Consider the following 17,356-nt stretch of genomic DNA (forward strand, 5'->3'; position numbering starts at 1 on the left):
ATGCTCAGCCCTTGACGGCGCCCTGGGTGACGCCTTCCATGACGAAGCGCTGCGTGAACAGGTACGCCAGGATCGCCGGGGCCATCGCCATGAGGTACGAGGCGAACGACACGTTGTAGTTGTTGCTGAACTGGGTCTGGAACAGGTTCTGCCGCACCGGCAGCGTCTGCATCGCGGGATCAGAGATGATCAGCGAGGGCATCATGAAGTCGTTCCACGCGTACAGGAACGCGAAGATCCCGACCGTGGCGCTCATGGGAGCGAGCAGCGGGAAGATCAGCTGCCAGAACGTCTGCCAGGTGGATGCTCCGTCGATGCGCGCGCTCTCTTCGAGCTCGAGGGGGATCGATCGCAGGAACGCGGTGAACAGCAGCACGCTGAAGCTCAGCTGGAACATCGTCGCCAGGATGATGACGCCGAACGGGTTGTCGAGCTTGACGTACCCGGTGAGCTGGATCTGCGGCAGCGCCACGACGGGGAACGGGATGAACATCGCCGCGAGCAGGTAGAAGAACGACCAGCGGAAGAGTCGGTGGTCCCAGTTGCGGACGATCGCGTACGAGGCGAACGCCGCGAGCACGATCGTCGCGATCACCGTTCCGGCCGTGACGAGCAGCGAGATGCCGGCGCCGACCGGGAACCTGGTGAGGTTCCACGCCTCGACGAATCCGTCGATGCTGAACGGCGCCGGAAGCGAGAAGGCATTCCCGTCGACCGCCTGGCCCGTGGTCTTGAACGCCATCGAGATCGTCACGTACAGCGGGAGCAGCACCGTCACGGCGCACAGGATGAGGATGATCGTGCCCGACCAGTTCACCCGCTCCATGCGGACGCGGGGTTTCTTGCCCGAGGTGGGGATGGTGGTGAGTGTCTGCGTCGACATCAGAGTGCGTTCCTTCCGCGGGTCAGCGAGAGCTGCAGCAGGGAGATGAGCACCGCGACGATGAAGAAGATCGTCGCGTTGGCCATCTGATAGGCGTAGTCGCCGCCGTTGAAGCCCGCGATGATGGTCATCGCCACGCTGCGGGTCGCGGTGCCGGGACCGCCGTTGGTGAGGCCGACGATGATGTCGTAGGCGTTGAGGAATCCCTTGAAGCCGAGGATCACGTTGATCACCACGTATCCGGCCACCAGCGGGAGCGTGATGCGGAACAGCTGCTGCCTCTTGCTCGCTCCGTCGATGCTCGCCGCCTCGTACACCTCGCCGGGCACCGAGAGGAGGCCGGCGATGTAGATGAGCAGCGTGCCCGGCACCGCCTGCCACGCGGTCACGATGACGATGGCGACCCACGCGAGGTCGGGGTTCGCGAGCAGGCTCGTCTGGAGCCACGGGATGCCGGTGGCGGCACCCGCCGCCGGGATGGAGTTGGAGAACAGGAAGTTGAAGACGTAGGCGATGATGATGCCCGAGATCACCATCGGGATCACGAAGATCGTGCGCAGCCCGGTCTTGAAGCGGATGCGGGAGGTCAGCCCCACCGCGAGGAGGAACGCGATCACGTTGACGACGATCACCGTGGCGATCGAGAAGCCGAACGTGAACAGGTAGCTCTGCAGGATGGCAGGGTCGCTGAACATCGCGATGTAGTTCGTGAGCCCGTTGAAGCTCCACTCGCCGATGCCGATCGAGTCCGTGAAGCTGAAGAAGATGCCCATCACCGCGGGAACCGTGATCGCGAGCGTGAAGATGATCAGGGTCGGGACGAGGAACAGGTAGTAGATCGGCTCGACGCGGCCTTTGCGACGGCGGAGCTTGCGCCCCTGTCCCGTGACGATCGACGTGGTGTCGGTGGTCGGACTGTTCGGCCGCGTGACGTTCGCGGGTGCGGTGGTGCTCACGGTGCGGACTCCTCTGTCTCGCCGGATGCCGCATCGTCGGTCTTGGGGATGGGCGCGCGGAAGGCGATGCGAGCCCAGTCCGCGTCCATGGTGCGCAGTGTGGATGTCGTCGAGGCGCCCAGCGCCATCGCCTGGGCGTAGTTCATGACCGGGATCGTCCGAGGAACGAGCACCGAAGCGCCCTGATAGATCTGACCGTTCTCGTAGTACTCGATCATCCCCTCGATGCGCGGGTCGTCGGGGGCCGCAGCATCCTTGGTGGGAGTGAAGCCGAGCTGCGAGGCGTTGTACGCCTCGATGTTCTCGGGCAGGTAGAGATACTCGAGGAAGTCGCGGGCGGCCTCCTGATGCTGGGAGCCCTCGGGGATCATGGCGCCGAGATCCATGTTGACGCGCACGCCCAGGTCGGCGGGATCGTTCGTCATGGGCAGCGGGAACGTGCCGAGCTCGAGGTCGGGCGCGGTCTTCGCGATCTCCCCGAACGCCCACGGACCCTGCAGGTACATCGCGGCCTCGCCCTGCGAGAACGCGAGGTTGCCGTCGCCGTAGCCGCGGCTCGCGGCATCCTCGTTCGTGTAGTCGTTCGCGAGCTGCATCATCTGCTCCATCGGCTGCGCGAAGTCCTTCTCGAACGAGACCTCGGAGTCGGGGCCGACCTCGGCACCCTCCTCGGCCATCGCGTCGAAGAAGTCGATCGTGTCGACGGTGCCGCCGACCGTGTAGTCGTACCAGCCCTGCCCGACCGTCCAGTCGTCCTTGAACGTGGCGTAGAAGGGATCGATGCCGGCGCCCCTGAGCTGCTCGCAGAGGGCGATGAGCTCGTCCCACGTCTGCGGCACCTCGAGGCCCTGGGCCTCGAAGATCTCCTTGTTGTAGATGACGGATGCCGCCATCACCGAGTACGGCAGCGCGCTGGTGCGACCCTCGCACGAGCCGTACTGGTCCATGAGCGGCTGCAGATCGTCGCGCACCGAGGCCGCGGCCTTCGTGTCGGACAGATCGCTCAGGGTGCAGCGCTGCACGAAACGGGCGATCTCGTAGTTGTAGTTGCCGAGGATGAGGTCGGGCGGATTGCCGCGCACGAAGCTCGCGGAGATGACATCGGGGCCCGAGGTGTCGATCTCGACGCGCACGTCGCTCTGCGAGGAGTTGTACTCGGAGACCAGGTCGGTCATGAACTGGATCGCCTCGCGCTTGTTGAACGTGAAGCGGATAGTCTCGGTGCCGCCGGAGGGCGAGCACGCGGCCAATCCTGTTCCGACCAGTGCGAGCGCGGCCGCAGCAGCTGCGAGCCGCGCCGGGCGTGGGAGTTTCAGAGACACCATCGTCCTTTCGTCCTGTAGATCCGCGTACTAAATCTAGTGAGCGAATTTACTTCGATGAACGGTACTATCCCATCTGGACGAGAGTGAGGTCAAGCGCCGTGTCAGAAGCGTCTGCAGGTCTGGGCACCGGACGCGCGAGCGTGGGGGCCGTCCTCGATTTCGCCTGGACCGCCGGCGAGTTCACCGCCACCGAGGTCATGGCGGGGACGTCATTGACCCGCTCGACGGCGATCGACGCGATCGACACCCTCGTGAGCGCCGCAGTGCTCCGCGAACTGGCGAACGCCCGGGTCGCGGGGAGCTACCGATCAGGACGCCCTGCGCGCCGATTCGTCCTCGCGGCAGACCTCGGCGTCGTGATCGGGGTCGATGCCGGCGATATGCACCTGGCGGTCACGATCGCGGATCCGATCGACCGCACTCTCGTGCACCACCGCACGGACCTCGACCCCACGCAGTCCGCGTCCGCCCGCCGCGCGACCATCCTCGAGCGGATGTCGCTCGCCCTCGACGAGGCGCAGGTCCCGCGCGAGGACGTGCTCGCCATCTGCGTGGGAGTCGCGGCCCCCGTGAACCGCGACGGCATCTCGCCACCGCATCCCGACGGCTTCTGGGAGCGCACCAACCCGCGCCTCGCCGAGGCGCTTCAGGAGTGGGCTCCGATCGTCGAGATCAAGAACGACGCTCAGCTCGCCGCGATCGCCGAAGGATCGGAGGGCGCCGCCATCGGATGCCGCGACTACGTCGCCCTCGTCTCGGGCGAGCGCTTCGGCGGGGGCGTCGTGATCGACGGGCACGTGCTCCACGGAGCTCACGGCGGTGTCGGCGAGGGCGTCGTGTTCGACCACATCATCGGCGTCGGCTCGGCCTTCGGCCTGACGTACGCACTGCCCGACCAGGTGCGCGCGGCGGCGGATGCCGGGGAGTTCGGCGCGGATTCCGCGATGGGTCGACTCGCCCGCTCGGAGCACATCGACCCCCGCACCGTCCTCACCGCCGCGGCGGCCGGCGACGCGGACGCCCTGCTCGTCACCGCGCGGGTCGGCGAGACGCTCGCCCGCATCGTGGGGGTGCTCGGCAGCATGTACGACCCCGCCCGGGTGATCGTGTGCGGGGCCGTCGCCGAGAGCATCGAGCCGGTGCTGATCGCCGCTCGCGCCGTTCTTCCCGAGCAGCTGCATCTGCCCGCACCGCAGATCCTCGCCTCGACGCTCGGCGCCGAGGTCGTGTCGATCGGCGCGGTGACCACCGCCCGGCGTGCGGCGCGGGAGCGCGCGGTGCCCCTCCTCGCGGAGCGGCGGCTCAGCGCGGCGGTCTGAGCCCGTGCGGCCTCGGTCGCGTCAGAGGGACAGCCGGCGGGCGACGATCTGCTCGGCGATGTCATGCAGGCGGGCGCCGGCGCTGCGGGCGTGCCGCCGCATGAGGGCGAAGGCTTCGTCGATCGTCACGTTCCGCTGGAATGAGAGAGCGCCCTTCGCCTGCTCGATGATCACCCTGCTGTCCAGCGCATGCTGCAGTTGCTCTGCGCGGCTCCGGTGCTCACGGAGCGCCCGGTGCTGGACGATGCCGATCGTCGCGAACTCGGCGAGGGCTTGCGACACGGCGGCGTCGATGTCGGTGAGGGGGTCGACGCGATCGAAGAACAGGTTGAGAGCCCCGAGGCGCTCGCCGCGCAGCATCAGCGGCACCGCATAGCCCGCGCGGAACCCGCGCTGCATCGCGATCGGCACGAACCTCGGCCACGTGTCGGCGCTGGCGAGGAGATCGGGGGTCTCGATCACCTCGCCGGTACGGAAGCTGTCGAGGCACGGTCCTTCGTCGATGCCCAGCTCGGCCTCTTCGACATCCGCTGTGCGTTCGCTCGTCGAGCCGACCACGTGCAGCATTCCGCTTTCGTCGGCCAGCACAAGACCTGCCTCTGTCGCGGCCGTGAACGTCGTGGCGGCTTCGACGAGGTGATCCATGGTGTCGACGACGTCGTACTGCGGATCGAGGGCGTCGGCCAGTCTGGCGAACACTCGTGGGAGCTGCGCCGCCGAACCCGCATCGTCAACCGTCATCCGTCCTCCGGTTCGTGCACCAGGTAGAGACCGGTGGGTGCGTTCGCCGTGAAGGCGAGAGCCTCGATCCATGCCGGATTGATCGGAACCTGTCTGCTGTCGCGGTACTTGAAGACGAGGTCGGAACCGGCGTTGATCCACACCGCGGTCCTCCCGCCGCCGATACTCGCGTCTTCGCGCCAGGTGAAGGTGAAGGGTTCGCCCCTGCGTAACTTCGAGGAGATGACGAGTTGCAAATGGTGGAGCGCTCTGTCCGTGAACTCCGTCGAGATCTTGCCTTCGTATATCAGCTTGCCCACCGTGGGCCTCCGCGTGCTCATCGGTTTCGCTGGGGGCTCCACCGGCTTCCGTTGCAGGGTCCAGGCAACGTACTCGCGACGATATAGCAGCCCGGCTCGAAATGGGAACTACCCCGGCATCTGCGCGTCGTCGCGGCGGCGGTCGCTCTCAGGTCAGGAGGTCGTATTCGCTGTGCACGTCGGGCAGATCACCGGCGTCGAAGCCGACGCTCGCGCTGGGGCTCAGCGAATGCGTGCGATTCAGCAGCGCGTGTGCGGCTGCTTCGTCGTCGAATCCGTCGACCGTCTCGGCGTCCACCACGGCGATGGGCAGCGCCGCTCCCATCGCCAGCCGCACGCGAGATCGTCGGCCGTCCGGCCCGACGAACGGTATCTCGACGACGTCTCCCCGACGCTCCTCCGTCAACGCCAGCCAATGCTGCACCACCGCATCAGCGACGGCATCTCCGGTCACGTAGGTGCCCACCTGGGTGATGAGTGTTTTCATGCTGACTCCCGGATCGCGTGGAATGTTCCCGCTACCGGGTCCAGGGCAGCCATCTCACACTAGGTGCAGGCCACCCGTCGAGTCAGCCCCTTGCGCTTCAGGTCTGCGGTGGTCCCAGGTGGATCTCACGTCGGACCACACGCTCAGCCACCTCGCTCAGACGGAGCCCCCGGGAGCGAGCGTACGTGCGCATCACGGTGAAGGCCTCGGCAATGGGTATGCCGGCGGTGAACGAGACGACCCCCTTGGCCTGCTCGATCGTCACCCGGCTGTTCAGCGCGGTCTGGAGCTGTGTGGACAACGTGTCCTTCTCGCGCAGGGTGCGCTCATGCAGGATGCCGATGGTGGCGACATCCGCGAACGCATGTGCCGCGGCAAGGTCTTCCGGTGACAGCGAGCCGGGAGCGGAACGCAGGAGGTTCAGCGTTCCGATCGTGGTGTTCCGAAGGCGCATCGGGATCGCGTCGATCGCAGCGAACCCGTTCTCCAGCGCTGCCTGTCGAAACAGCGGCCACCTCTCGGAGTCGGCGGCGATGTCCCGAATCGAGTTCGTCGACCCCGTCAGGAAGCACTCGATGCAGGGTCCGGACTCGGCACCGAGTTGCATCACCTCGACGAGCTCGGCTGCTTCGCTCGTGGAGGCGATGAGCTCGAGCTCCCCCGCCGGGTCCGCCAGCAGGATGCCGGCGTCGCTGGCGGCCAGCAGTTCCTGGCAGGCATCGACCAGGGTCTGCAGGAGGTCGACCACGTCGTAGTCGTCGACGAGGGTGTCCGCCAGTGTCGCGAAGAGCTGGAGCAACCGCACCTCGCGCGTGAGCTCTGTCATGACTGCGCCTCTATACCGCCCGTGGCGCGTGTGAAGCGGAGGGAGCCGTCGACGATCGCCTGGGCGACCTCCATCATCCGCTGACCGGTCGAGAACGCCCGAGCCTGGATCATGAGCAGCGCATCGTCAGGGCTGATGTCGAGCTGGGCGAGGACGATTCCCGTCGCCTGGTGGATGGTCCTCCGCGAGTACAGTCCCGCCCGGGCGTCGCGGTCGGCGAAGTCGGAGAGGGCGTCTCGCAGAACGTGGCGTCCGACCACCTCCGCCATGGTGATCGCCTGCGCGCATTCCGCAGGACTGAGCGTGACCGGCTCCGACGAGTACAGGTCGACGGCCCCCATCGTGAGTTCGCCGACTGACAGCGGGAAGGCGAACATGGAGGCGACGGCATGCTTCTCGGTGGCGGCGGCGAAAGCCGGCCAGCGCGCCACACCTCGGAGCCGGAACTCGGGCTCGATGACGGCCGCGACACTGCGCATCGCGTCCCAGCACGGACCCTCGCCGAGATCGAACTGGAGCTCGTCGAGTCGCGCAGCCGTGTCATCCGTGGCGGAGATCGTCTCGCTGCCCAGGAGATCGCCGACCGTGGAGACAGCAGCCCCGGTCACCGGGAACAGCTCTACGAAGAACCCGCTGAGACTCGGCAGCCGGTGTCCCGAACGCTGGAGCTCGGTGAGCGCGGATTCGAAGGGATCGCTCATGGTGCTCCTCACGATACAGCGAACGGAAGAAGCCGGCCCCGCCCTCTTCTTCTCGGCACCGCGACTCCCGCCGGTGTCACTTATGACTCGTCGACTACACGTGATCCGGATCTGTGGTTGTTGATCCGCGCAAACACTGGAGTCACTGAGAAACTACTTATTTTTTCTTCTCCTGAAAACTATCTACTACTTGGCAGCCTTGCCACCGACCTCCGATCCCAGCCGAGAGTATGGCAGATCGTGGCCCGAAACGTATACATACACCTCGCCGCCGTCGCGATGGCGCACGTGCACGTAGACCTCCTCCACAGCACGACTTGCCCCTCGTGCCGCCCAGCGAGCGACGGTCACGAGCGGATTCAACGGCGGAAGGCCTCGACGGGTTCGATCTTCGTTGCGCGGATCGCGGGGTACAGCCCCGCGGCGGCGCCAATCACCACGCCCATGAGGGGCCCGGCAACAAGTGACCAGGGCTCGATGACCGCTGTCCATTGTTGGCTCAGCGCTATGACCGTCACTGAGGCCATCGCCAGCGCGGTTCCGACCAGCCCACCCAGAAGACCTCGCACGGCAGACTCGCCGAGAAACTGTAGTGCGATGTGACGAGGTAGGGCACCAAGCGAGCGGCGGAGTGCGATCTCTCGGGTGCGGGCAATGACGCCAAGTAGGGAGACGTTCGCGATACCGACACCGCTGACGAGGACACAGATTCCGGCGAGCGCGAAGAACAGCGCCTGGGTGGATCCATTCACTCGGTCTTTCACGACCGTCGGTTTTGGGGGCGGGACGATCTCGTAGGCGGTGAGGTTGGCGGGATCTAATGCCAGCGCGAGTTGGTCAGCGACGACCGCAGATGCGCCTACCTCGGTTACAACGACCATCGTCTCTCGTTGTCCGGGTGGGGCGAAGTTGTGGCGGGCAAACTCGGCGGGGATGATGACACTGGTCAATGCGGCGCTGGACCCAGTGGTGCCGGATACGACCCCGATGACCGTGACGCGGAGGTTGTTCAGCACGATAATGGGCTGATCCGTGACGTCTTGGATGCCGAGGTCTCGAGCGAGCTTGTCTCCGATGATGGCCACTGGTTGATCCGTGTGGAAGCCATCGAAAGCGCGTCCGCTGGATATCTCGGCACCGACAAGCTCGAAGTAGCCGGGTGTGGCCGCGAGGAGCGAGGGCTGGGATGAGCCGGGCTCGATGGAGGGTGGGTTGACGCTGACGGTGACGTTCGGAACGTTCCACCATCGTCCCGTTGCGGTGACGCCGTCGATCTGTGTGACGCGATTGTCGGCGTCGCTCACGAAAAGCGGGTCAGTGCCGGACCCCGCGCTGCGAGGAGACACCGTGATCTGTGTGGCCTCGACTTTCAGGAACTCGTCGCTGATCTGACCGTTGGCGCTGGCAGTGACGCCGAGAACAGCCACGAAGGATGCGACACCGATGGCGATACCGACAATTGTCATGCCGGACCGGGAGGAGCGTTGGACGACGCCGGCCATTGCTTCATTGAGAAGGCGCCGTCGCAATGGGCCGGGGGTCATGACGTCTCGCTCAGCGTGCCGTCGAGCATGTGCAGTGTTCGGTTTCCGTGGCTCGCGACCTCCGCATCGTGGGTGATGAGGACGACAGTGCGTCCGGAGGCGTTCAGTTCGTCGAAGAGTGCAAGAATGGCGGCTGCGGTGGCGCTGTCGAGATTGCCCGTCGGCTCGTCACACAGCAGGACAGCTGGATCGGATGCCAGTGCTCGAGCAATGGCGACGCGCTGTTGCTGCCCGCCGGAGAGCTCCGTCGGCAGCCGCTGGTCGTACTCTCCGAGACCAACCGCGTGCAGTGCGTGGTTCGCGCGTTCACGGGATTCCCGCTCTGACGTCCCGTTGTAGAGGTCGCTGAGCATGACGTTCTCCAGGCAGGTACGCTGCTCGAGCAGGTGAAAGGACTGGAAGACGAATCCAATGTCCGTGCCCCGCACCCGCGCGCGTTCATTCTCCGAGAGAAGAGTGACGTCGCTTCCTCTCAGCGAGTAGGTGCCGCTCGTTGGTTTATCGAGGAGCCCAAGGATGTTCAGCAGCGTGGACTTCCCAGATCCCGACGGGCCGACGATGGTCACGAAGTCTCCCTCGTCGATGGTGACGGACGATGCTTCCAGTGCGCGCACTTCGGGCGGTCCGGCATACACACGGGATACCTCATGGAGCTCGACCACCGATGTCATTGCGCGCCCAGCACGACGAGGTCCCCGGCAGTGAGTTCACCGTCAGGAGCGGTCACCCGCGCCTGTCCGCTCCCTGTGTCATCGACCGTTACGCTGACGCGATGGGTGTTCTTGCCCTCTTTGAGCAGCACGTACGTTCCCCCGGTCGTGTTCGAACGGATCGCGGAGAGAGGGACGATGAGACCGACCTCAGTCTCGGCTCCGGTCAGGACGGTGATCTCCACCTTCCCGTCGATGGCCGCGGGCGGGAGAGCCGTATCCGGCTGAACAACGACGGTGGCGCGACTGATTCCGTCGTCACCCGTCTGCAACCCTCCCACCGCGACAATGGTGCCTTCCTGCGATCCGCCGATGGCGCTTCCCGTCACGGACACGCGCTGGCCGCTCTGCAGCGCCTGTGCCGTCGCATCCGTGACCTCTGCGGCGACCGTCGGATTTGATGTGGTCGCTCTAATCAGGGGACTCTCGACCGCGCCACCGAGTGGGGACTTGACGCTGAGAACGGTGGCGGTGCCGGCGGCACCGAACACCAGCTCCGACTGCAAAGCGGCGCTCTCTGCGGGGGCGGCATACCCCGTCGCCTTGTAGAGGGCCTGTAATGCACGGGTCGTACCCGCGCCCCACTTCCCGTCGGGCTTTCCACTCAGCCAGGGCTGTAGTGCCTCCTGGAGCCGACGGACGTCCTCCCCCTTGTCGCCGGGGCGCAGATCTCGGAGGAGCGGTATTTCGCCCTGCAGGTAGATCACCGGCCTGTCGTTCACCTCAGCGATGACTGTCCCTGCATTGAACTGTGTGCCAACGGCTACCGGCAGACCGGTCACGACCCCGGACCCCGCCGGCGTGAGGTCTGCCGTGTTGCCCAGTGCAACAACTCCGGGAATCAGAAGGGGGTCGCTGATGCTACCTTCCTCGATCTGGACCGTCAGCTCGCTCGTGGACGGGGGTGCCGCATCTGCGGCGACCTGCGCGGGCGACTTCACGAAGAAGCCTGCCGCGCCTCCGATTGCTGCCGATACGAGAGCAGTGGCAAGGACCAACGCGCCCACGCGACGTGTCGGCGTCATCCGTGGTCGTGATTGCTCGTTCATCGCCATCTACTCGCCCAGGAGCTTGTTCACAGCGTCGAGGCGCTCGCGCTCAGCATCCAGCGCGGACTGGAACTTCTCGGGCTGCTTGTCGATGGATTGCTGTTGGTAGTCGGCGAGAACGAAGTAGAAGGTATCGGGCCAGCGGGTGGTGGTCGTACAGTCGACATCCGCCGAGGCCGCAGCGATGGTATCGGCCGAAATCGCTCCCGCGTTCGCGGTGGGTGCTTCTTCGAACCGTGCATAGTCGAAGCCGGCGTCGCTCATGCATGCCGACCAAGAATCTGCTTTCTCCTTCACCGCTTCGTGGCTGAAGGTGAGACCGTAGACGTCGGAAGTCAGGTCGCGCAGATCAACAAACGGCACACCGATCTCTTCTTCGACGACCGCGTAACAGCCATTCTCGGACGGGGCATTGCCCGATCCGTCCGTCGGGATCAGGTCCGGCGTGAGGGCTTGGTCGTCGCCTCCTTCACCGAGGATCATTCCCTGTTCTGGCCCGTACATCACCGCCGCCAACTGTGCGGCTTCGGTGGGGTCGTTGGGCATCACCGGGTTCAGGTTCTCCACGCTAGACAGGTAGATGCCCGCACCATTCGACCACTCGCCCCCTGGAGGAGCTGCATACCCGTACTCCTCGGCCTGATCCAGGGGAAGGGTTCCTAACCTGCCACCCCACTGGTAGATGAGCGGGTCCTTCGGATCCTCGCTCGCTTGTTGGATGTAGTCGCCGCTGAATGTCGCGGACAGGCCGAAGTCCGCGAGGCATTGTTTCAGCAGAGCGGCAGTGCCCTGTTGCAGCTGTTCACGCTCCGAGCTACCCATCGCGAACGAATCAAACGGCAGCGCTGTGTACGCCTGAGTCGTGGACAGCTCCTGGGGCACCTCCGGCGTTATCCACCCCTCCGTAGATGCGGGGTTGGAGCACCCCGTGATGACGAGTGCACAGATGGCGAGCAAAGATGCGGTTGGCGCGAGGCGTTTCATGGGTACGGAGCGTTCCTGTTCTCAAGGTGGTGCGGAACGTGAGACCGGGTGTGTGTGTACCCGGTCTCACGCGTGGGTCAGACTCCTGAGAAGCCCGACCAGGAGGAGCAACCGAGCTGCGTGCCGTTGTTGATAGAGCAGGCCTGAACACGGAACTCCCAGCCCGGCAGAACCCAGAGGGTGCGCGACTCCGTCGTGCCGGCGCCCTTGGTGTTGTCGACGTACTGGTTCGAGGTGTTGCCGCGGAGGTTGTACGCGGTCCGCGATCCCCAGCCGTCGTTGTTGCGATCCGTGCTGGACATCACGTCCGAGGAGGCGTTCCAGTACGCGGTCGCCCGCGTCTGACCACCGGACGAGTAGGTTGCCGTCGCGTCAGCCATCGCCGCGACGGACGGCACGACGATAAGGGCGGCGGACACCGCCGTTGCTGCGGCGAGCTTGGACAAGCGCTGCTTGGTGCTCAACTTCATTGTTCTCTCCTCATACATACGAGGTCCGGATCATTGTTGACCAGATTCGCCCCGTTCAACTGTGAGTGTGAGAGACGAATTGTCGCCTGTCTGTCCCCCATTTGGTGGACACGAAACCCCGCCTATTGCGGGCGCTGGGAGAGACTGGCATGAAGTCATTAGATCTGTCCAGAAATCTGGAGACGAAGAGCTCCCGCTCAACTAGCGACTGCAATGGTCCGGCTTGTGACGCTCGAATAATCGAACCGGGCACGGACATCCGCCGCAGCTGAGATGTCCGAACCTCCCTATACAACAGAGCAATGACCGAAGCAGTCTTCTGGGCCGCCGTACAGGGCATCGGCACCGTCATCGCCGCCGTCGCCGCCATCGTCGCGCTCCTCATCGCTGGCAGCCAACTGCGGCAACTCATCGCCTCCAACCGGCTCCTCGCAGCATCCAACGACACGATGGCCGAGTCGAACATCGCCCTCACGCGCCCATACGTCGTCGTCGATTACGATTTCCGCCCATCCATCACCCGGAACGGTGGAACCAGTGGCACCTCAGTCTTCGTCGTCATCCGAAACGATGGCCGCACCCCTGCCCACAACATCAGGATGGCTGTGGATCGCCCGTTCGCGCCTATCTCCCAACCGGATCAGGAAGGCTGGCGGAAGAGCGTCGAGGACTTGAATCGGATGATGAACGGCGAAACGGCTCTGCGCTCGCTCACCTCCACGCGACCCCTGAAGTACTACCTCGACGACGGGAAGATCTTCGGCGTCTCGGACGAGCCGGCACCCGCATGGACCGTCCGCGTCACATATGAGGACGCAGAAGGGCGCCGGTTCACTGAGTCATTCCATCTGGATGTCGAACCCTGGCGCCGCTCCATCGCCATCGGGGATCCGCTCATCCAAGCGGGAAAGTACATCGACGCGGTGGCTCACGAGCTCCACGATGTGAATCGGGCCATCCAGGGCAAGCAAACGAACGTCACCGTCGAACCAAGGTTCTCAACTTCGCTGGGCCCGGGTCAGCGGAACCGACGCCGAGTGAAACGACTGCGGGACCGTACTCAGCGGACGTAAAGCTCCGTGTCGAGCGCGGTCTCCAGGCTCCAGATTGTGTGGAGGTCGGCCCACGATCTCCCCGACAGAATCTTACGGATGGTTCCTTCGTCGAGGCCGGCATCTCTGCCGACCGCACGAATCGAACGGTCGCCGATGGCATCCCTCAAGTTCAGCGCGAATCGGCGTGCAGCTTCACCGGCGGGGTCGGCGGAAGGCTTGTCGGGCCACTCCATAGAAGAGCATGGCGGGCGTCGCTCGACGTTCCTTAGGTTCCATCTCACAGCCTCCGAACCCGACATCCCTGTCGTTACCTGGATCAACTACGTCGAACCGGATCACCTTCGTCTGAGTGGTCCAACTTCGATTGAGGAAAAAGCACCTTCAGTGACGTCTCATATCACTCGACGAGCAGCGCGGGCTCCTCGAGCACGGACGCGACGTCCGCGATGAACCGGCTCATGCCGTCGCCGTCGATCACCCGGTGGTCGAACGAGCCTGCGACGGTGGTGACCCAGCGGGGGCGCACCTCGCCGTCGACGACCCACGGCTTCTGGCTGATGGTTCCCATGGCCACTATCCCGGCCTCGCCGGGATTGATGATCGGGGTTCCGGCATCCATCCCGAAGACACCGATGTTGGTGATCGTGATGGTGCCGCCCTGCTGATCGGCGGGGCTGGTCTTGCCCTCGCGCGCGGTCACTGTGAGGCGGTTCAGCGCCCGGGCGAGGTCCTTCATGCTGAGGTCCTGCGCGTCCTTGATGTTCGGCACGAGCAGACCGCGCGGCGTCGCCGCGGCGATGCCGAGGTTGACGTAGTGGCGCACGGCGATCTCGGCGCCGCTCTCGGTCTCGATCCACGCCGCGTTGACCATCGGCGTGCGCCGTGCGGCCCAGATGACGGCCCTGGCCACGATCAGCAACGGGGACACGCGGATGTCGGCGTAGTCGGGCGAGGCCTTCAGGCGCTTCACGAGCTCCATGGTGCGGGTGGCGTCGACGTCCTTCCAGACGGTGACGTGCGGCGCGGAGTACGCGCTCTGCACCATCGCCGACGACGTCGCCTTGCGCACCCCCTTGACCGGGATCGACTCCGTGCGGCTGTCGTCGCCGGCTGGGCGCGAGTCGGATGCCGGGGTCGACGCCGGTGCCGGCGACAGTCCACGCGCGAGGCCGGCCGACGCGTTCTGCGGCACGGGCACCGTCTCCTCGCGCACCTGGCCCCACTCCGGCGTCTCGATGTTGCGGAAGACGCTGGCCTGCTGGGCGTGGTTCATGACGTCGTCGCGGGTGACCTCGCCGTCGGCGCCCGACGGCGAGACCTTCGTCAGGTCGACGCCGAGGTCGCGGGCGAGCTTGCGGATCGGGGGCTTGGCGATCACGCCGACCGACGACCGCACCGGACGTTCGGCCGCACGCTTGCGGCGAGAGGTCGCGCCGCCACCCGTGCCGTAGCCGACGAGCACAGAGCCGCCGCCCTCTTCCGGGGCGGGAGCCTCGGCGGTCGCGATGACGCCGGGGCCGGCGTCGTCGCGCGCATCCGTCACGAACGTGATGATCGGCGATCCGACCTCGACCGTGGCCCCCTCGGCGGCAAGGAGCTCGCCGACGACCCCCGCGTGCGGAGACGGCAGCTCGACGAGCGACTTGGCCGTCTCGATCTCGCAGATCACGTCGTTGATGGCGACCGTGTCGCCGGGCGCGACCTTCCACGCCACGATCTCGGCCTCGGTCAGGCCCTCTCCCACGTCGGGAAGGTTGAAGTTCTGCGTGCTCATGTGCGGTCCTTTCGGGGAGCGCGTTCACAATTCAGCAAGAATGCGGCCAGACCATCACTCTTGCGCATCGACGGCCCTCGGGCGCTGATTCTTGCTGAATTGCGAACATGGAATCGAGAGGTCTCAGTAGGCCAGCGAGCGGTCGACGGCCTCGAGGATGCGATCGGCATCGGGAAGGTACGCGCCCTCGAGCTTCGCGGGCGGGAACGGGGTGTCGTACCCGGAGACCCGCAGCACGGGCGCCTCCAGAGCGTAGAAGGCGCGCTCCATCACGGTGGCCGCGACCTCGCTGCCGATGCTCGTGAAGCCCTGCGCCTCCTGCACGTAGACCATGCGACCGGTCTTGCGCACCGAATTGAGGATCGGTTCGTAGTCGATCGGCGACAGGGAGCGCACATCGACGACCTCGCAGCTCGTGCCCTCGGCTTCGGCGAGCGCGGCGGCCTGCAGCAGGGTCGTGACCATGGCCCCGTGCCCCACGAGCGTGACGTCGGAGCCCGTGCGCACGACCCGCGACGCGTGCAGCGGCACGGCAGAGGCGTCGAGCTCGACCTCGCCCTTGACCCAGTAGCGGCTCTTCGGCTCCATGAAGATCACGGGGTCGTTCGAGGCGATCGCCTCCTGCATCATCCAGTACGCGTCGTTCGGCGTCGACGGCGACACCACCCGCAGACCCGGGGTGTGCGCGAAGTACGCCTCGGGGCTCTCCTGGTGGTGCTCGACCGCGCCGATGTGCCCGCCGTAGGGGATGCGGATCACGATGGGCATGCTCAGCGCGCCCTCGTGCCGGTTGGTGAGCTTGGCGAGCTGCGTGGTGATCTGGTCGAAGGCGGGGAAGACGAAGCCGTCGAACTGGATCTCGATGACCGGACGGAAGCCCGTCATCGCGAGACCGATCGCGGTGCCCACGATGCCCGATTCGGCCAGCGGGGTGTCGAGCACGCGCCGGTCGCCGAAGTCGCGCTGCAGGTGCTCGGTGACGCGGAAGACGCCCCCGAGCTTGCCGATGTCCTCCCCCATGAGCAGGACCTTCGGGTCGTCCTCCATGGCCTTGCGCAGCCCGGCGTTGAGCGCCTTGCTGAGTGGCATCGTCTCGAGGGTCACTTGCCTTCTCCTTCGAACGACGCCTCGTAGCGCTCGCGCCAGGCCTTCTGCTCGGCGATCACCGGATGGGGTTCGCTGTACACGTGGTCGAACATCTTGTCGGCTGCGGGCGGGCCGAGCTCGACCGACCGGGAGCGCAGGTCCTCGGCGGCATCCGCCGCCTCGGCATCCGTCTCGACGAAGAACTGCTCCGACGCTCCCCTGTTCTCGAGGAACGCCCGCATGCGGGCGATGGGGTCGCGTTCGATCCACGACTGCTCCTCGTCGGAGCCGCGGTACTTCGTGGGGTCGTCGCTCGTGGTGTGCGCGCCGAGCCGGTAGGTCACGGCTTCGATGGCGCGCGGTCCGCCGCCGCTCCGTGCCTCGTCGAGCGCGACGCGGGACACGGCGTAGCTGGCGAGGACGTCGTTGCCGTCGAGGCGGACGCTGGGGACGCCGTAGCCGGCGCTGCGCTCGACGAGCGGGACCCGCGACTGCGTGGCGACGGGCACGGAGATCGCCCAGTGGTTGTTCTGCAGGAAGAAGACGGTCGGGGCCTGGTAGCTCGCGGCGAAGACCATCGCCTCGTGCACGTCGCCCTGGCTCGAGGCGCCGTCGCCGTAGTAGACGATGACGGCTTCGTCGTGGTCGGGGTCTCCGGTGCCGGAGCGTCCGTCGAACGAGAGCCCCATCGCGTAGCCCGCGGCGTGCAGCACCTGCGAGCCGAGCACGAGCGTGTACAGCCGGGTGTTGCCGTTCTTCGGGTCGGTCGGATCCCAGCCTCCGTGCGAGACGCCGCGCATGAGCTTGATGATGTCGACCGGGTCGACGCCTCGGATGCGGGTCACGGCGTGCTCGCGGTACGAGGGGAACACCGTGTCCTGCGCGCGGGCTGCCCTGGCGGAGCCGACCTGGGCAGCCTCCTGCCCGCGGCTCGGCGGCCACAGCGCGAGCTGGCCCTGGCGCTGCAGGTTGGTCGCCTGGGTGTCGATCGCGCGGATCACCACCATGTCGCGGTAGAACTGCTCGAGCTCCGCATCGCTGATCGCCTCGATCAGCGGCAGGTACTGCTCGGCAGCCGGACTGGGCGCGAAGCGGCCGTCCTTCTCCAGGACGCGGACGAGTTCAGTCTCTGACGAGGTCACGGTGC

At 66.0% G+C, this 17,356-nt stretch carries 19 protein-coding genes; 2 read left to right on the forward strand and 17 right to left on the reverse strand.

Annotation, left to right across the window (positions count from 1 at the left end; all coding sequences use genetic code 11):
• Nucleotides 1–4: 4 nt before the first annotated feature.
• From BN2660_RS04975 to BN2660_RS04985, 3 genes are read right to left on the reverse strand one after another with little or no spacing between them, the layout of a single operon-like run.
• A complete protein-coding gene (locus tag BN2660_RS04975; RefSeq protein WP_091228082.1) occupies nucleotides 5–883 on the reverse strand; it encodes a carbohydrate ABC transporter permease in 879 nt (292 codons plus the stop codon).
• Nucleotides 883–1,776, reverse strand: a complete 894-nt coding sequence (locus BN2660_RS04980) for a carbohydrate ABC transporter permease (protein WP_091228850.1) — start codon at nucleotides 1,774–1,776, stop codon at nucleotides 883–885. Before BN2660_RS04980 ends, BN2660_RS04975 begins: the two co-directional genes overlap by 1 nt.
• A 59-nt stretch (nucleotides 1,777–1,835) precedes the next feature.
• Nucleotides 1,836–3,164: an ABC transporter substrate-binding protein gene (locus tag BN2660_RS04985; RefSeq protein ID WP_091228084.1), complete on the reverse strand. Its 1,329-nt coding sequence runs from the start codon at nucleotides 3,162–3,164 to the stop codon at nucleotides 1,836–1,838.
• A gap of 98 nt (nucleotides 3,165–3,262) precedes the next feature.
• Between BN2660_RS04985 and BN2660_RS04990 the strand changes: the two genes are divergently transcribed.
• Nucleotides 3,263–4,483, forward strand: coding sequence for an ROK family protein (locus tag BN2660_RS04990; RefSeq protein WP_091228086.1), 1,221 nt, complete (start codon nucleotides 3,263–3,265; stop codon nucleotides 4,481–4,483).
• Between the two features lie 21 nt (nucleotides 4,484–4,504).
• Here BN2660_RS04990 and BN2660_RS04995 read toward each other — a convergent pair whose 3' ends face one another.
• The 10 genes from BN2660_RS04995 to BN2660_RS05040 form a co-directional block, all read right to left on the reverse strand.
• Complete coding sequence (locus BN2660_RS04995; RefSeq protein ID WP_176697092.1) at nucleotides 4,505–5,224, reverse strand: GAF and ANTAR domain-containing protein; 720 nt, start codon at nucleotides 5,222–5,224, stop codon at nucleotides 4,505–4,507.
• Complete coding sequence (locus tag BN2660_RS05000; protein ID WP_091228091.1) at nucleotides 5,221–5,523, reverse strand: DUF7882 family protein; 303 nt, start codon at nucleotides 5,521–5,523, stop codon at nucleotides 5,221–5,223. The genes BN2660_RS04995 and BN2660_RS05000 overlap by 4 nt, the downstream gene beginning before the upstream one ends.
• A 148-nt stretch (nucleotides 5,524–5,671) precedes the next feature.
• Nucleotides 5,672–6,010, reverse strand: coding sequence for a hypothetical protein (locus tag BN2660_RS05005; RefSeq protein ID WP_091228093.1), 339 nt, complete (start codon nucleotides 6,008–6,010; stop codon nucleotides 5,672–5,674).
• 97 nt (nucleotides 6,011–6,107) lie between these two features.
• Complete coding sequence (locus tag BN2660_RS05010; protein WP_091228095.1) at nucleotides 6,108–6,836, reverse strand: GAF and ANTAR domain-containing protein; 729 nt, start codon at nucleotides 6,834–6,836, stop codon at nucleotides 6,108–6,110.
• On the reverse strand, nucleotides 6,833–7,537 hold the full coding sequence (locus BN2660_RS05015; protein ID WP_091228096.1) for a GAF and ANTAR domain-containing protein: 705 nt from the start codon (nucleotides 7,535–7,537) through the stop codon (nucleotides 6,833–6,835). The genes BN2660_RS05010 and BN2660_RS05015 overlap by 4 nt, the downstream gene beginning before the upstream one ends.
• A gap of 359 nt (nucleotides 7,538–7,896) precedes the next feature.
• Entirely contained in the window at nucleotides 7,897–9,039 is a 1,143-nt protein-coding gene (locus BN2660_RS05020) for an ABC transporter permease (RefSeq protein ID WP_176697093.1), read from the reverse strand.
• A gap of 38 nt (nucleotides 9,040–9,077) precedes the next feature.
• Nucleotides 9,078–9,752, reverse strand: coding sequence for an ABC transporter ATP-binding protein (locus tag BN2660_RS05025; RefSeq protein WP_091228100.1), 675 nt, complete (start codon nucleotides 9,750–9,752; stop codon nucleotides 9,078–9,080).
• Entirely contained in the window at nucleotides 9,749–10,846 is a 1,098-nt protein-coding gene (locus BN2660_RS05030; RefSeq protein WP_141651239.1) for an efflux RND transporter periplasmic adaptor subunit, read from the reverse strand. The genes BN2660_RS05025 and BN2660_RS05030 overlap by 4 nt, the downstream gene beginning before the upstream one ends.
• Nucleotides 10,847–11,722, reverse strand: coding sequence for a hypothetical protein (locus BN2660_RS05035; RefSeq protein ID WP_091228103.1), 876 nt, complete (start codon nucleotides 11,720–11,722; stop codon nucleotides 10,847–10,849).
• A gap of 179 nt (nucleotides 11,723–11,901) precedes the next feature.
• Nucleotides 11,902–12,294 (reverse strand): hypothetical protein, encoded by a 393-nt coding sequence (locus tag BN2660_RS05040; RefSeq protein WP_091228105.1) that lies wholly within the window; start codon nucleotides 12,292–12,294, stop codon nucleotides 11,902–11,904.
• A 302-nt stretch (nucleotides 12,295–12,596) separates the two neighbouring features.
• Between BN2660_RS05040 and BN2660_RS05045 the strand changes: the two genes are divergently transcribed.
• Nucleotides 12,597–13,367, forward strand: a complete 771-nt coding sequence (locus tag BN2660_RS05045; RefSeq protein WP_091228107.1) for a hypothetical protein — start codon at nucleotides 12,597–12,599, stop codon at nucleotides 13,365–13,367.
• Here the strand turns inward: BN2660_RS05045 and BN2660_RS05050 are convergent.
• From BN2660_RS05050 to BN2660_RS05065, 4 genes are all read right to left on the reverse strand, one after another.
• A complete protein-coding gene (locus tag BN2660_RS05050; RefSeq protein WP_091228110.1) occupies nucleotides 13,355–13,582 on the reverse strand; it encodes a helix-turn-helix domain-containing protein in 228 nt (75 codons plus the stop codon). The genes BN2660_RS05045 and BN2660_RS05050 overlap by 13 nt on opposite strands.
• A 164-nt stretch (nucleotides 13,583–13,746) precedes the next feature.
• Complete coding sequence (locus BN2660_RS05055; protein WP_091228111.1) at nucleotides 13,747–15,123, reverse strand: dihydrolipoamide acetyltransferase family protein; 1,377 nt, start codon at nucleotides 15,121–15,123, stop codon at nucleotides 13,747–13,749.
• 123 nt (nucleotides 15,124–15,246) lie between these two features.
• A complete protein-coding gene (locus BN2660_RS05060) occupies nucleotides 15,247–16,212 on the reverse strand; it encodes an alpha-ketoacid dehydrogenase subunit beta (protein WP_091228853.1) in 966 nt (321 codons plus the stop codon).
• A gap of 11 nt (nucleotides 16,213–16,223) precedes the next feature.
• Entirely contained in the window at nucleotides 16,224–17,351 is a 1,128-nt protein-coding gene (locus BN2660_RS05065; protein ID WP_091228113.1) for a thiamine pyrophosphate-dependent dehydrogenase E1 component subunit alpha, read from the reverse strand.
• Nucleotides 17,352–17,356 lie beyond the last annotated feature (5 nt).

Origin of the sequence: Microbacterium sp. 3J1 (genome assembly GCF_001049495.1) — a bacterium.
Lineage (GTDB): Bacteria > Actinomycetota > Actinomycetes > Actinomycetales > Microbacteriaceae > Microbacterium.